10 protein-coding genes are annotated in these 14,348 nt (G+C 59.4%); all 10 read right to left on the bottom strand.

Annotated features, from left to right (window positions below; all coding sequences use genetic code 11):
* Positions 1-127: 127 nt before the first annotated feature.
* Entirely contained in the window at positions 128-3,079 is a 2,952-nt protein-coding gene (locus ACIOVB_RS00855) for an autotransporter domain-containing protein (protein ID WP_401264029.1), read from the bottom strand.
* A gap of 127 nt (positions 3,080-3,206) precedes the next feature.
* Positions 3,207-4,574: a TolC family outer membrane protein gene (locus ACIOVB_RS00850; protein WP_401264028.1), complete on the bottom strand. Its 1,368-nt coding sequence runs from the start codon at positions 4,572-4,574 to the stop codon at positions 3,207-3,209.
* Between the two features lie 2 nt (positions 4,575-4,576).
* On the bottom strand, positions 4,577-5,926 hold the full coding sequence (locus ACIOVB_RS00845) for an HlyD family type I secretion periplasmic adaptor subunit (RefSeq protein ID WP_401264026.1): 1,350 nt from the start codon (positions 5,924-5,926) through the stop codon (positions 4,577-4,579).
* Positions 5,923-7,701 (bottom strand): type I secretion system permease/ATPase, encoded by a 1,779-nt coding sequence (locus tag ACIOVB_RS00840; protein WP_401264024.1) that lies wholly within the window; start codon positions 7,699-7,701, stop codon positions 5,923-5,925. Before ACIOVB_RS00840 ends, ACIOVB_RS00845 begins: the two co-directional genes overlap by 4 nt.
* A 204-nt stretch (positions 7,702-7,905) precedes the next feature.
* Positions 7,906-8,334, bottom strand: coding sequence for an AprI/Inh family metalloprotease inhibitor (locus ACIOVB_RS00835; protein WP_401264023.1), 429 nt, complete (start codon positions 8,332-8,334; stop codon positions 7,906-7,908).
* Positions 8,335-8,426: 92 nt separating this feature from the next.
* A complete protein-coding gene (locus ACIOVB_RS00830) occupies positions 8,427-9,893 on the bottom strand; it encodes a serralysin family metalloprotease (RefSeq protein WP_401264021.1) in 1,467 nt (488 codons plus the stop codon).
* A 399-nt stretch (positions 9,894-10,292) separates the two neighbouring features.
* A complete protein-coding gene (locus ACIOVB_RS00825) occupies positions 10,293-11,378 on the bottom strand; it encodes a polyamine ABC transporter substrate-binding protein (RefSeq protein WP_401264019.1) in 1,086 nt (361 codons plus the stop codon).
* A 55-nt stretch (positions 11,379-11,433) separates the two neighbouring features.
* Entirely contained in the window at positions 11,434-11,778 is a 345-nt protein-coding gene (locus tag ACIOVB_RS00820; protein WP_187678991.1) for a cupin domain-containing protein, read from the bottom strand.
* 54 nt (positions 11,779-11,832) lie between these two features.
* On the bottom strand, positions 11,833-13,239 hold the full coding sequence (locus ACIOVB_RS00815; protein WP_401264017.1) for an NAD(P)/FAD-dependent oxidoreductase: 1,407 nt from the start codon (positions 13,237-13,239) through the stop codon (positions 11,833-11,835).
* Between the two features lie 52 nt (positions 13,240-13,291).
* Positions 13,292-14,107 (bottom strand): helix-turn-helix domain-containing protein, encoded by an 816-nt coding sequence (locus ACIOVB_RS00810; RefSeq protein ID WP_401264015.1) that lies wholly within the window; start codon positions 14,105-14,107, stop codon positions 13,292-13,294.
* Positions 14,108-14,348: the final 241 nt, after the last annotated feature.

The following is a 14,348-nucleotide window of genomic DNA, read 5'->3' as shown; positions in this document are numbered from 1 at the left end:
TTTATCCCCGATCGGCTGCGCAGCAGCCGCAAAACCTGCATCCGCGATTCCACTGGAAAATGCAGGGGCCGCTTCGCGCCCCAGCGGGAGCAAGCTCCCTCGCCACAGGTATGTGATCAACGGTGGTTCAGAACTGCCAGTTCAAGCTCAAACCAACGCCGTGGCTCTTCTCGCGACTGGCCAGTTGTCCGTTGTAATCCAGGTTCACCCGCACGTCCTTGCTCAATGCCAGACTGGCTTGCACGCCGACCAGCGCGGCATCGCGGACCAGCGCCGAACTCTCCACCGAGTACGGCGTGCCACCGCTGGCAAAGCGCAGATGCTGCTCGGAATCGATATCGCTCAGGCTGTGCTGCCAGCCGAGATGGCCGCTGACATCCAGTGTCTGCTGCGCCGACAGGTTGAAGGTCTTGATCGCCCGCACACCGAGGGTGCTGAGCACCGCATCACGCTGATCGCCGGAGCTGTTCAGCGCGGCTGCGTCGCCCTTCTCAGTGAAGCCTTCGGTGTCCAGATGCACGTAAGCGAGATTGGCGAACGGTTCCAGCGCCAACGGTTGCAGGTGCAATCGATAAGCCGCCTCGCCGAACACTTGAGTGGTCGCCGCATCAACCTTGGCTTTCTGTTTGGCGCTGACGTTGCCGTATTGCAGATCGCGCTTCACATCGGCGCGATGCCAGCTGTAGGCCGCGCCGGTGCTCAGACGCCAGGCGCCGATCTCGCGTCCGGCGTAAGCGCCGAGGTGATAGCTGTCGACTTTGGCTGACGAGTGCGTGCCCGAGCCCATGCTCAACGAGCTGTCGCTGTAACCGGTGACCAGACCGATGCGGGTCTGTTCGTCCAGTGCGCCGTCGACACCGGCCAACAACCCACCCAATGAGGTGCTGTAACCCGCCGTGTCATGGTTTGAATCAGTCGAGCCCCACGCCCCGAGTGCCTTGATCCAGCCGTTGTTTTGTTTGGCCGAGGCATCGTGCAGGCGTTCGCCCACGGTATCGCGCAACTGGCGGCTGTCGTTGATCAGCATCGTGCCCATCGCTGGGTAGATTTCGCCGCTCAGTTGCTGGAAGGCTTGTTGTGCGGAAGCTGCGTCCGCCGACAGCAGCAGGCTTTCGTAGACTGAGTTGCCCGCGCCCAAACCTTCGACGGCAGCGGCCACCGAACGCTGGTTCGGGGTTTGGCCGACGCTGGCGAAGGACGTCGCGTTGCGTTCGATATCGAGTTGAATACCGTTGGCCGCGTAATCGAGACTGCCGCCGATGAACAGGTAATCCGGCAGCACCGCACCGAACTGCCCCTGTATGCCACCGCCTGCTTGCAAGATGTCGTACTGACGGCCGAGCAGGCTTTGCGCCTCGGCGGTGCTGAGCAAGGTCGGGCTGTTTTCCAGCGACAGGCTGACCGTGGCGCCGCTGATAGTCGCTGTGCCACCGGCGACGATGCGATCGCTGCTGGTCGGCGACAATTCAACGGCGTAGGTAGAGCCCGGCGCGAAGGTGACGTCACCGGCGACGTTCAAGGTACCGATGGAGTTGCCGGGCGCAACACGGCCGCCGCTGTTGGCGGTCAGCGAGCCGATCTGTCCGGAGCCACCCAGGGTGCCGCCGTTATTGACGGTAACCGCCGAAACCAGCGAGCCATTGACGCTTAACAGGCCGCCGTTGATCGTGGTCGGGCCGCGATAGGTGTTTTCCCCGGTAAGCAGCAAACGCCCTGCTCCGGACTTGATCAGGCTGCCCTGATAAACCCGGGTTGACGCAGCAGCATCGCGGGCCATACCGACGGCATAATCCGTCTGATCCTGCTGACTGGCACCGGCGGCAACACCGTTCTGCCAACCTTTGTCTTGCAAGGTCTGCTGCCAGGCGCTGTGTTCGGCGAGGTCTTCGCTCTGACGCTGGATCAGCGCCTTGTCGGAGATGTCATTGCTCCAGACATCGCTTTGCCCGGCCGCGAGATTGGCGTCAAACGCCCCGAGCAATTGCCCCGGCCCGCGCATCGCCCGGTTCAGGTTGGCCACGCCCCAGCCGACCCGCTCGCTGGGTGCATCGGTCACTGAGCCATCGAGTTGCGTGGCGGTGGTCAGCAGCACTTCGAGTGCCTGCTGATTGCTCATGTACGGGTAACGTTCCATCACCAACGCCAGTGCGCCAGTGGCGTGCGGCGCCGACATCGACGTGCCGGACTTGATCGCATAACCGCCGCCAGGAATCGTGCTGTCGATCTTCGCCCCGGGGGTGGTGATGCACCAGTACTTGGCGATACCGCACTGGTTGTACTTCTGCTGATTGCTCTGATCCAACCCGGAGACCGCCAGCCAGTGGCCTTCAAGATCCGGCTGAAAGTACGGCAGCGCCGAGCGTACGCTGGCGTTCGGATAACCACTGTTGCCGGCGCTGAACACGTTGATCACGCCGCGACGGGAAACATCGGCAGCCGCGTCGAGCCAGGTGCCTTTGTTGAAGTGCTGGGCGTAAGCGGCGTGCAGGTCGGCCAGTGTGCGGTAGCTGACATCCGGCGGCTGGCTGCCCCAACTGTTGTTGATCGCGCGCACGCCGGCATCGGCCAGTGCGTCGTACACCGCTTTGAAATAACGCGGATCTGGGTTGGGGCCGAACAGGAAACTGTCGTTCTTGTTGGTGTTGCCGACGTAGATCTGCGCGTTGTAAGCCACGCCGTGCATGCCCGTGCCGTCACGGGACGCGCCCATGGTGCCGACCACGTGAGTGCCGTGGGAATCGTTGTTGGGGTTGAGGGTGCCGTCGACGTTGAACAGTGAGCCGTCAATGTAACTGCCGCTGGCCAGTACCGGGTGATAACGGTCAGTGGCGAACTCGGGATGGGCGGCATCGAAGCCGGAATCGAGAGCGCCGATTTTCACGCCTTTGCCGGTGATGCCCGCCGCGTAAGCCTGATCGGCCTGCATGCGCTGAAGGCCCCAGTCGCGCAGGAACTCGGCGCTGCGCCAACTGGCGGGATCGCCGGGTTTACCGGATTCCAGGTACTGAGCCTGGGCCTGGGAAACGGAAACTGCGAGCAACAGGGTGCCGACCGATATCGGCTTGATGCGTACTTCCATGTTCACCACTCACTTTCTTATTGTTGTGTAAGCGCTGGGGCGCAGGCTGCGATCTGTTGATCTTGATCTTCAAAACATAAAGTCAAAAGATCGCAGTCTTCGGCAGCGCCTACAGGGATTTGCGGTGTTATCGGGTTTTCGGGCCTTGTCCGAAGGCCTCATCCACCCGCGCCAGATCCTGTTCGTTCAAGGTGCCGGCGTAGTAATGCAACTTGGTCCAGGCCATCAAATAGTCGTACCGCGCCTGTGCCAGATCGCGGCGGGTGGTGAACAACTGCTGCTCGGCGTTTAACGCATCGAGATTGGTTCGTTCACCGCCGAGAATGCTTTGCTTGGTCGAAATCACCAGCGCTTCCGCCGAGGTGAGGGCTTTCTGGTAAGCGCGTAATTTATTCACTCCGGACAGGCAGGCGCTGAACTGACGACGCAGTTCAATCAGCGTCTCGCGGGTCTTGCCATCCAGTTCGTACTCGGCCTGTTCCATGGTGCGGCTGGCCTGACGCGTCGAGGCCGACACCCCGCCGCCGGCATACAACGGCACGCTGACTTCCAGGCCGATGGTGTTGGTTTCGTAGCGCTGGTTGTAGGTGTTGCCGCTTTCCGATTCGTTCTGCCGCATCGAGGCATAGGCGTTGATTTTCGGCAGATGCCCGGCACGGTTGCGCTCTACCTCGTACCGCGCCACTTCCACGGCCTGACGTTGGGAGGCCAGGTTCGGGTTATTGCTGATCGCCATTTCGTGCCAAGTGTCGAAATTGGCCGGCATCAGCGCGAAGGTCTGGAAATTCTGATCCAGCGGCGCCAGATCGCTGATGTCCACGAAAGGTGCGCCAACCAGCGCGCCCAGCTCACGCAGCGCGGCATCCTGTTCGTTGCGCGCTTCGATCTCCTCAGCGGTCGCCAGCTCATAACGCGACTCGGCTTCGAGAATGTCGGTGCGCGTGCCTTCGCCCTGCTTGAACATGTGCTCGTTCTGCTGGAACTGCTGTTCGTAAGCCTTCTTCTTCGCTTGGGCGATATCGATCTGATCCTGGGCAAACAAGGCTTTGGTGTAGTTATCCAGCACCCGTACCAACAGTTCCTGGCTCTTGCCGCGAAAGTTCTCGTCAGCGAACAACGACTGCGCCACGCCCTTGCGATATGCCGCATAGGCTTCGTAATCGAGCAACGGTTGTTGTAGCGTCAGGGCCGAGCCGTAACTGCTGTAATTGCGCTCGTCCGTACGATTGCGCGCTCGTTCATCGAGGGACGTGGCCTTCGAGGTATTGCGGCCCTTGTTATAGGTGTAACCGATTCGCGGCAGCAGCCCGGCGCGGCCAATGGCGCGGTTCTCCAGGCCGGCGTCACGCTCCTTGATCGCACCGAGGAACACCGGATCATTGCGCAACGCCTGTTCGTAGATCTCGAACGGCCCCATCGCCGCCACTGCCGAGTGACTCGCGAGCAGCATCAATGCCGCCCCGAGCATGGAAAGCTTATTCATACAGCCGGACATCCTTATTCTTCGGTCAACGCAAAGCCGGCCCGGTCGAGCAGCGGTTTGAACAGATAGTTGAGGAGTGAGCGTTCACCGGTGCGCACAAACATTTCTGCCGGCATGCCGGGCTTGATCACCAGACCATTGAGCTTTTCCATGGCCTGATCGCTGACGCTGCTGCGCAACACGTAGTACGGCACGCCGGTTTTCTCATCGACCATCTGGTCGGCGGAAATCAGGCTGACTTCACCGGGTACACGCGGGGTTTTACTCTGGTTGAACGCGGTAAACAGGATGTCCACCGGCAGGTGCGTGCCAACCTTGTCGATCAGGTTGATCGGCAAATGTCCTTCCACTTCCAGGGTGGTGCCTTGCGGAACGATCTCCAGCAGGGTCTCGCCCTGACGCACCACCGCGCCTTCGGTATGTACGCCCAGATTGACCGCCACGCCATCCGCCGTGGCGACGATTTCGCTGTGTTGCAGATCGAAACCGGCGGAGGTCAATTGTTCGGACAGGGTGACGCTTTTCAACTGCGCGTCGGCCAGTTGCGTGCGGACTTCCTTCTGATATTCCTCACTGTGCTGTTGCAGTTTCAGGCGCGATTCGAGGATGCCCTGCTCCACGCGACCGCTTTCACCGGTGTTTTCCGCCAGTTGCTGCTGCACTTGCGACAGTTGGCGCTGATATTCCATCAAGCGGTTGCGCGGGATGTAGCCGTTGTCGGCCAGTGGTTGCAGGTTGCTCAACTGTTGTTGCAGCGAGTCCGCCTGGGCATTGAGGTCAGTCCGCGCACGGCGCATGCCGGCCAGTTGCGCGGTGGCGCCTTCGATACTGGCGCGCAATCCGGCCTGCTCGCGATAGAACGCTTCGCGGCGGCTGCTGAACAACTGACGCTGACCTTCAAGGACCAACGCCAGACGCGGGTCCGGGTCGTTGCTCAACTCGGCCGGAAAGGTCACTTGCTTGAGGTTGTCACGCTCGGCCTGCCAGCGCGCCAGACTGGCCCAGGCCATGCGGTATTGCGCTTGAAGCGATTGCACATCGGCGGCGACTTGCGTCTGGTCGAGGCGAAACAGCGGTTGCCCCTGTTTCACGATTTCGCCTTCGCGCACCAGAATCCGGCTGACAACGCCGCTGCTCATCGACTGCACCGCTTTACGTTTGCCCGAGACCACCACGGTACCCTGCACCGGAATGCCCTGATCCAGCGGCGCCAGAGCCGCCCAGGTGAAGAAACTGCCGGCGCCGACAATCGCCAGAATCCAGCCCATACGCGCGAAGAACTTCGCATCGCGTTCCGGGCGTTCGGTGATGTACGCGTGTTCCATGCTCGCTTCGTTTTCAGTGTTCATGCTGACGCTGCTCATACACCCGAATTCCTTGTCGTGGGCTGGTACTGCCGACTCATGCTGAGCCCGCCCGGTGCTTGCGCAGTTTTCTCGCGAGGTTGTTCATTGGCGGCGCCAGACAGCGCCTTGAGCACGTCCTGACTGGCGCCAAAGGCTTGCAAACGCCCGTCGTTGAGCACCAGCAGCTTGTCGGCCTGGGCCAGCACCGAAGAACGATGCGTCACCAAAACAACGGTGGTGCCTTGGGCCTTGAGCTGGGCGATGGCGCTGGCCAATGCCGCTTCACCGACGGTGTCGAGGTTGGAGTTGGGTTCATCCAGCACCACCAGACTTGGCGTGCCGTACATGGCGCGAGCCAGTGCCACGCGCTGCTTCTGACCGCCGGACAGGCCGCTGCCGTCCTCGCCCAGTTGCGTGTCGTAGCCTTGCGGCAGACGCAGGATCATTTCGTGGACACCCGCCTGTTGCGCAGCGGCCACGACTTTCTGCGCATCGGCCTCGCTGAAACGCGCAATGTTCTCAGCAATGCTGCCGCTGAACAGTTCGATGTCTTGCGGCAAGTAGCCAATGTACGGACCGAGTTGGTCGCGATTCCAGCGATGGATATCCGCGCCGTCCAGTCGCACCGTGCCACCCAGTGTCGGCCACACGCCGACCAGTACACGGGCCAGCGTCGACTTGCCGGAGCCGGACGCACCCAGTACACCCAGCACTTCACCAGCGCCAAGGTTGAAGTTGACCATATGCAACGTCGCGGCACGCTGCCCCGGCGGGCCGGCGCTGACTTGCTCGAAGGTGATTTGGCCTTTCGGCGCCGGCAGCGCCATGGCGTCATCACTTGGCGGGAAGGCTTGCAACAATGCGTCGAGACGCCGGTAAGCCAGCTTCGCCCCGCTCCACTGTTTCCACACGGCAATCAATTGGTCGATCGGACTCAGCACGCGACCCATCAGGATCGAACCTGCGATCATCATCCCGGCAGTCATGTCGCCCTTGATGACCAACAACGCGCCCAGGCCAAGCACCAGCGATTGCAGGCATAAACGCAAGGTTTTACTCAGAGAACTGATCACGGCGCCGGTGTCGCTGGCCTGATTCTGCAGACCGAGAAAGCGCGAATGCACCTGGAACCAGCGTTTGCGCAGCGAACCGAGCATGCCCATCGCCTGAATGGTCTCGGCGTTGTGCAGGTGACTGGTGGCCAACTGGCTGGACTTCTGCGAAAAACCGGCGGCTTCGCCCAACGGCTTTTTGGTCATGTATTCGTTGAGGCAGGCCAATGCGATCAGCAGCAGCGCACCCGCAGTGGCAAGCACACCGAGCCAGACGTTGAACAGGTAAATCACGAACAGATACACCGGGAACCACGGCGCATCGAAAAACGCGAACAACGCAGGCCCGGTGACGAATTGGCGAATGTGAGTCAGGTCGCCCAGCGACTGGCCGGCGTTGCCTTCGCCCTTGAACAGGTTGCGTTCGAACGCCGCCTGATAGACCCGCAGGTTGAAACGGCGCTCCAGTTGGCTGCCGATGCGGATCACGATAAAGCTACGCACCACTTCCAGCAGGCCGATGAAAGCGAAGAAACCGACGACCATCAGCGACAGCATCACCAGAGTGGTTTCGTTCTGCGACGACAGCACCCGGTCATAGACCTGGAGCATATAGATGGAGGGCACCAGCATCAGCACGTTAATCAGTGCGGTAAAGCAGCCGACGCTGATCAGAATGCTTTTATAGTCACCCAATGCCTTGAATAAGGGAGCGGTGGCTGGGGCCTTCGCCATCTTCATTGATTCTTCCTGATCGATATCTCTCGCCAATTCTGGGCAAGACTTGAATTAGTTATCCGCGCGATGCGGGAACTTGCTTTTCAGATGGCCGTTTACACTTTCATAACAACTTCCGTTATTTATTACGGTGCAGTTGGCATTAAAGAGCCTGCTTATAACCAAGCAGGAGGGCCTTATATTAAAACTCTGTCAGCTACTTGATCATCACGACGATTGCGCAGTGCGTTGAAGTGTAATGACCAGGCCTGATTTCAAAGTCGTCAGGTAAAGCCCATCACGTTGTCGGCTGAAGAACTGAATTCTTGAGCCCTCCTTGCCGGTAATCGACAAACCGTCAGGATCCGGAAACCAACCGATCGGCTCTTCCTCAAGCCATGCACCCAGGCAGTCGGCGCCCTTGCCCAGCGTCTTGTTTGAAGCCAGTTCCACAAGGCAGGTATTCGAAGGCTTGTCTTGCATTTTTTGTGCTTCGGGCGAGTCGCCCCGAGCCGACAAGGTCGCCTGCCACTGACCGGCGAATACCGAGGGTTCTTCGAGTCTCAGGCTGCTTGCCATGCTTGTTTCTCCAGAAATCATAATCAGCGTTGCCATCAGCCACGCCAGCGTCTTGTAGGTAAAAGCGTTTCGACTCATAGGACATTTCACTCCGATGCCTAGCCTTGCCTACCGGGCAGGACGACGCAAGCGAGAAAGCGGCGCATCACGCGCCACTCTCCTGTTTCACATCAAGCCGCGATGTCGCTGGTTATTGCCTGGCCAACGGTGCTGACCTGGAAGTCGGCGACGCCGTGCCCGGAGAAATCCACCGAGAGCAGGCTGTTGCCGCCCGACGAAGTCAGAACCGCATCGCCGGCTGCACCGGTGAAGCTGCTGACAAAGTGCAGGCCGGCGCCTTTGGTGATACCGGTCAGGTCGATTTTGTCGAGACCGCTGACAAAATCGAGGATCTGATCGATCGCACCCGGCTTGGAGTCCGAGCTGGCCGCGAACACAAACGTGTCCGAACCGGCGCCGCCCAACAGCTTGTCGGCACCGCCAGCGCCCCAGAGGATGTCGTTGCCGGCACCGCCCTTGAGCTCGTTGGCCACGCTGTTGCCGATCAGCAGATCGTTGCCCGAACCGCCGATGGCGTTCTCGATGATCGCGCCCTTGGCGATGGACACGTTGCCCACCAGGCCGCCCACGTCGGAGAACGAAGCGTCATTGAGGTTGATCTTCTGGTTCTGGGTGAAACCCGAGAAGTCCAGAGTGTCCTTGCCGCCCGCATCCCACACCGAGAACACCACTTTGTCACTCGACGACGAAGCGCTGAGGAAATCGCGACCGGTGTTGGAGTTGAAGCCGTAGGTGGTGTCACCGGTACGGGTGGTGGTGTTGGCACCGTAAAGCTTCTGGATCGCAGCGATATCGTCCATCAGCGGGCCGGAGGAATAGGCTTCTACGCCGCCCTTGCTGAAGTTCTGATTGGTGTTGCTCTCGCTCCAGTAACTCATGACGCTGTAGCCGCGGGTGTCTTGCCCGTAGGAAGCGTCGTTGTAAGTCGGGTTGCCATTGCCGGCGTTGTAGTCGCCAGGGTGGGCCAGACCGAGGCTGTGACCGATTTCGTGAGTCAGAGTCTGACGACCGTAGTTGTTCAACTCCGGATTTTTGTTTTGCGTGTAGCCACTGTTGATCAGGTACCACGAGGTGCCGTCGTAGCCGGCGCCGGTGCCTGGCAGATAAGCGAACGCTGCAGCGCCATCCTGGCCACCGCTGTAGTTACCGAAGGTCATGTGGCCGTCGCCGCCCGAGGCTTTTTCGGTGAACGTGACATTGGCCACATCGGCCCAGGATTGCATGGCGAGCTTGGCCTGGGCTTGTTGCTGAGCACTGAACTGACTGAACCCGCTGATCCCGTGCTTGTTCATCGTGCTGGACGATGCCGACGTCAGGAACGTGTAGGTGAGTTCAATCTTGCCGCTGCCATCCTTGTCCTGGTAGGCAGCGCCGTCGCGCAGCAACTGGGTTGCGGCCTGGTCGACGGAGAAGGAGGGTTTGCCATTGACCGTGAGGTTGCCGCCACGATCATATTGATGGCTGAAGCTATTGATCTGGTTGTACGCCGAGCTGGCTGCGGCCAGAGGTTGCGGCGCCGCGGACAGCAGAAAAGCCTGTTCGGCAGTATCAATAGCATTCGATTTAACTTTCGACATAAACACACTTCCTTGTTTAGCAATGGAACAGTTTTTGTCAGATAGCGACAATCTCTGGCGAGATCGTCCTATCACTCGCCCAATGAAGGCGTAAGAAACCTGACACAATTCGAAATCTGTCGTAAAGGATTTTTTTGAGATCGAATCTGGCTGTTCCGGGAAACTCCCGTAAACAATACGTGCGGGGGTCGAAAGAATGTTTTAAAGGGTGGGGCATTGCCTAATTGTCTGACGATTTTCTATTTAAATATTAAATATGGGTAAGTTGCTTTTTGTTGGATACGTCTCACTTTTCTGCACATTATTAGTGCGTGCCAGCGGATTGATATCAATCAATAACAGCCACTTAAAACTCATTGTGGGAGCGAGCAAGCTCGCTCCCACAGGATTTTTGTTTTGTTAGCTACCGGTGCGAATCTTGTTCCATACCCGCGTGCGAATCCGGTCGATATTCAGCGGCATCGCCTCCAGCGCAAACAGCTTGCCCATCATCTCCGGGCTCGGGTAAACCTTGGTGTCGTTCTTGATGGCCGGGTCGATAAGGCTGTCGGATTGTTCGTTGCCATTGGCGTAGTGCACGGAGTTGCTGATGTCCGCCATCACGTCCGGGCGCAGCAGGTAGTTCATGAACGCATAACCGGCCTTCTCGTCCGGTGCGTCGTTGGGCATGGCGACCATGTCGAACCAGATCGCCGCGCCTTCCTTGGGAATTGCGTAGCCGATTTCGATACCGTTCTTCGCTTCTTTGGCGCGGCTCTCGGCTTGCAGGATGTCGCCGGAGAAACCGACGGCCACGCAGATATCGCCGTTGGCCAGGTCACTGGTGTATTTCGAGGAATGGAAGTAGCTCACGTACGGCCGCACCTTCATCAGCAGCGCTTCGGCCTTTTTATAGTCCTCGGGATTTTTGCTGTGGTGCGGCAGGCCCAGGTAGTTGAGCGCGGCCGGGAGCAGTTCCGGGCCATTGTCGAGGATGGCTACGCCGCACTTCTGCAGCTTTTCCATGTACTCGGGCTTGAATATCAGATCCCAGGAATCCACCGGTGCGTTGTCGCCCAGCACCGCTTTGATCTTGGCGACGTTGTAACCGATGCCGGTGCTGCCCCACAGATAAGGAAAACCGTGCTCGTTGCCCGGATCGTTGGTCTGCAAAGCCTTGAGCAGCACCGGATTGAGATTCTTCCAGTTCGGCAACTGGCTCTTGTCGAGCTTCTTCAGCGCCCCACCCTGAATCTGCCGGGCCATGAAGTGGTTGGACGGGAACACCACGTCATAACCTGAGTTGCCGGTCATCAACTTGCCGTCGAGGGTTTCGTTGCTGTCGTACACGTCATAGGTGACGCCGATGCCGGTTTCTTTCTGAAAATTCTTGGTGGTGTCCGGCGCAATGTAGCTGGACCAGTTGTAGACCTTTACCGTGTCTGCGGCGTGACTGATGGAGGCGACCAGCAGCAGCGGCGCCAGGGCGAGGGTTTTCTGGATCATGGGTCGATTCCTGTAGAGGCTATTGTTGTTGGCAGGCAATCAAAGGATCAAACAATCAGAAAATCAGTACGTAGGTCTTGCGCACGGTCTCGTGGATATCCCAGATACCGAGCGTGTTGGCCGGCAACATCAGTGCATCGCCGCCTTGTATATGCAGGGTTTCGCCGCCGTCATCCGGGGTGAACGTGCAGCGCCCGGAGATGAAGTGGCAGAACTCCTGAGCGGTAATCTGCCGGCGCCAACGCCCGGGCGTGCACTCCCAGACGCCGGTTTCGACGCCGTCTTCACGCTCGACGCTGGTGGTCGAGGCAATGGCGATCGGTTCGCCGAGCGGTACGGCCACCGGATTGGATTCTTCCAGTTGGAGCGTGGCGGTGTTTTTGAACTGGGTGATGCTCATGGCGTTACCTGTCTTGGGGCTTTCTTGGTGGCTTTTTTTGGATTGCGTTGACGCTCAGTGCATGAAACCTTCCATGAAACCGGCCACCTGACTGGCGAGCTTGCGCCGCCATGGCGCGGTCGCCGGGTTGGCCAGGGTCTGGTCTTCGTGGACGAAGCTTTTGATGATCGCGTTGTAGCCGAGCCAGCGGCACGGCTCCGGCTCCCACGCACGTAGCGCGTGAATTCCGCCATCCGGCAGCACCCACGGCTGTTTAACCAATTCGCTGTCGCGTTCCAGAATCAGATCCGCCAGAGTGCGGCCACCGAGATTGCTGGCACCTACGCCCTCCCCGCCATAGCCGCCGGACAGCGCAATGCCGTTGGCCCGATCGCAGAGCATGTGCGGTTTGAAATGCCGGGACATGCCAAGATTGCCGCCCCAGGCGTGGGTGATCTGTACGTTTTTCAGTTGCGGGAACAGTTCACCGAACAAGTAGCGACGCAGTTCGACCTCATCGCGAGTCAGGTCAAAGTTGTGGCGCAGCTTGCCGGCAAACTGATAGCCGCCACGGGCGCCGAAGATCAAACGGTTGTCGGCACTGCGCTGGCCATACGTCACTTGGCGACTGAACTCGCTGAAGGCCTGGCCGCGACTGAGGCCGATCTCGTCCCAGGTCGCGGCGGACAACGGCTCGGTGGCGACGATCAGGCTTTGCACCGGCAACTGATAGCGCCCCAGCGGCGGCAATGTCACCGCATACCCTTCAACCGCCGGCACGATCCAGCGACTGCGCACACTGGCCTTGGCCGTGCGCACGCTACCCGACTGCCAGTGCGTGACAGGGCTGTTTTCGTAAATTCTCACGCCCATGTTCTGCACGGTGCGCGCAAGGCCTCGAACCAGTTTGGCCGGGTGGATGGTCGCCACGTGTGGCGCATAAATGCCGCCGTACGGTTTGGCGATGCGGATCTGCTGCGCCAGTTGCTCGGGGCTGAGCCAGCGGTAGTCGTTGTCGGTCAGGCCTTGGGCGTGCAGGCTGGCGAGGTATTCACGCAGACTGGCTTCCTGCTCCGGGTAACGCGCGGCGCAGTACAAAACGCCACCCTTGCGGTAATCGCAGTCAATGCCTTCGCGTTCGAGGACAACTTCCACTTCATCGGGGATGCTGTGCAGCAGATCGAACGAGGCGCGACGCTGCTCTGGCGACAACCCGGCCAGCAGACGATCTTCACCGAGCAGATTGCCCATCAGCCAACCGCCGTTACGGCCGGACGCGCCGAACCCGGCGGTTTGCGCCTCAATGATCGCGATGTCCAGGTCCGGGGCCTGTTTCTTCAGGTAGTACGCCGTCCACAGCCCGGTGTAACCGGCGCCGATGATCGCCACGTCGACGTCCAGATCCCGTTCAAGCTCCGGCCGCGCGATCAGCGGCTCGTCGAGTTGATCCATCCACAAACTGATAGTGCGCCACGCCGGCATGCAAGACTCCGCCACTGAAAACCTTCGATGGCGTCGATCCTAGTGCGCAAGCTCAGAGGATGTCTTGCGCGCGTGTCCGCAAAGAAATTTGTTTGGCGTAAGCCTTGGGCGACTGACCGGTGTGCTGCCGGAAACAGCTGTAGAACGCCGATAGCGAGTTGAATCCGGCCGCAAAGGCCAGCTCATCGATACGCACCGGCGGCGTGGCGGCGTCCAGGGATTTGAGCAAATGCTGTAACCGTGCCTGATTGACGTAGCGATAAAAGCTTTGCCCAAGCACTTGATTGAGCAGGTAGGAAATCTGGTTACGGCTGTATCCGCACTCCTTCGCCACCCGTTGCAGATCAAGCTCAGGATCAAGATACGGCTGTTGCCGTTCGAAATATTGCTGCAGATCGTCAGCCATGAAGCTCAGTTGGCGCGGAGAAAGTCCCAATCGACTGACGGCCGGACGCTGGCTCGGCGTTGTCTTGTCACTGGTTTGCCCACGCACCAGTGAGGCGTACTCGTTGACACGCCAGATCAAACCGTCCCTGACCGTGATCGCCTCACTGGAACGGAACGACACCAGACCGTCGCCACCGCGCAAGGTCACTTCGTATTGAATGAACGCTGTGTTGCCGTCGACACGGATCCGGTCGCAATGCTCCAGCGCTTCGTCGAATTCCCGCGGCATGCTGACGCGCACATACTCGCGCAACTCGTCGAGGCCCAGTACGCGGTTCTGGAAAAAATCGTTGTACTGGATATCCGGGTGATACAGCGCCATGACGCTGTCCAGCTCGCGGTGTTTCCAGCTCAAGTGGTAGCGCATGACCGTGGCAGCCGTGGCCTTGGTCTGTTCTGGGCCGTCGTCGTCGGCGTGCATAAGGAGCTCGGCGAAAAAGAACCGAGCTTGCCCAAGTTCGGCACGTGCATCAATGGCTAATCTGCAGTGGCACTGCGGCGATGATCGCGTAGGCCATGACCTACATCAAAAGATGCGAAGCAATCGCAAAATGAACTGAAAACTCTCACAGAAATTTCACATCGAGATGCTACTTTTAATGGCAAGTCACCGGTTGAGCCAATGAAGGCTCTTCCCACCTAACATGAGCAAACGGAAGCGC

This window comes from Pseudomonas sp. NPDC087639 (assembly GCF_044743385.1).
Taxonomy (GTDB): Bacteria; Pseudomonadota; Gammaproteobacteria; order Pseudomonadales; family Pseudomonadaceae; genus Aquipseudomonas.
This window is presented reverse-complemented; position numbering and strand designations above follow the sequence as displayed.

What these genes read in the sequence shown, in the direction of transcription:
- ACIOVB_RS00820 (WP_187678991.1), bottom strand. Translation starts at nt 11,778, where the DNA reads ATGAGCATCACCCAGTTCAAAAACACCGCCACGCTCCAACTGGAAGAA.
- ACIOVB_RS00845 (WP_401264026.1), bottom strand. Translation starts at nt 5,926, where the DNA reads ATGAGCAGCGTCAGCATGAACACTGAAAACGAAGCGAGCATGGAACAC.
- ACIOVB_RS00810 (WP_401264015.1), bottom strand. Translation starts at nt 14,107, where the DNA reads ATGCACGCCGACGACGACGGCCCAGAACAGACCAAGGCCACGGCTGCC.
- ACIOVB_RS00830 (WP_401264021.1), bottom strand. Translation starts at nt 9,893, where the DNA reads ATGTCGAAAGTTAAATCGAATGCTATTGATACTGCCGAACAGGCTTTT.
- ACIOVB_RS00840 (WP_401264024.1), bottom strand. Translation starts at nt 7,701, where the DNA reads ATGAAGATGGCGAAGGCCCCAGCCACCGCTCCCTTATTCAAGGCATTG.
- ACIOVB_RS00825 (WP_401264019.1), bottom strand. Translation starts at nt 11,378, where the DNA reads ATGATCCAGAAAACCCTCGCCCTGGCGCCGCTGCTGCTGGTCGCCTCC.
- ACIOVB_RS00855 (WP_401264029.1), bottom strand. Translation starts at nt 3,079, where the DNA reads ATGGAAGTACGCATCAAGCCGATATCGGTCGGCACCCTGTTGCTCGCA.
- ACIOVB_RS00850 (WP_401264028.1), bottom strand. Translation starts at nt 4,574, where the DNA reads ATGTCCGGCTGTATGAATAAGCTTTCCATGCTCGGGGCGGCATTGATG.
- ACIOVB_RS00815 (WP_401264017.1), bottom strand. Translation starts at nt 13,239, where the DNA reads ATGCCGGCGTGGCGCACTATCAGTTTGTGGATGGATCAACTCGACGAG.
- ACIOVB_RS00835 (WP_401264023.1), bottom strand. Translation starts at nt 8,334, where the DNA reads ATGAGTCGAAACGCTTTTACCTACAAGACGCTGGCGTGGCTGATGGCA.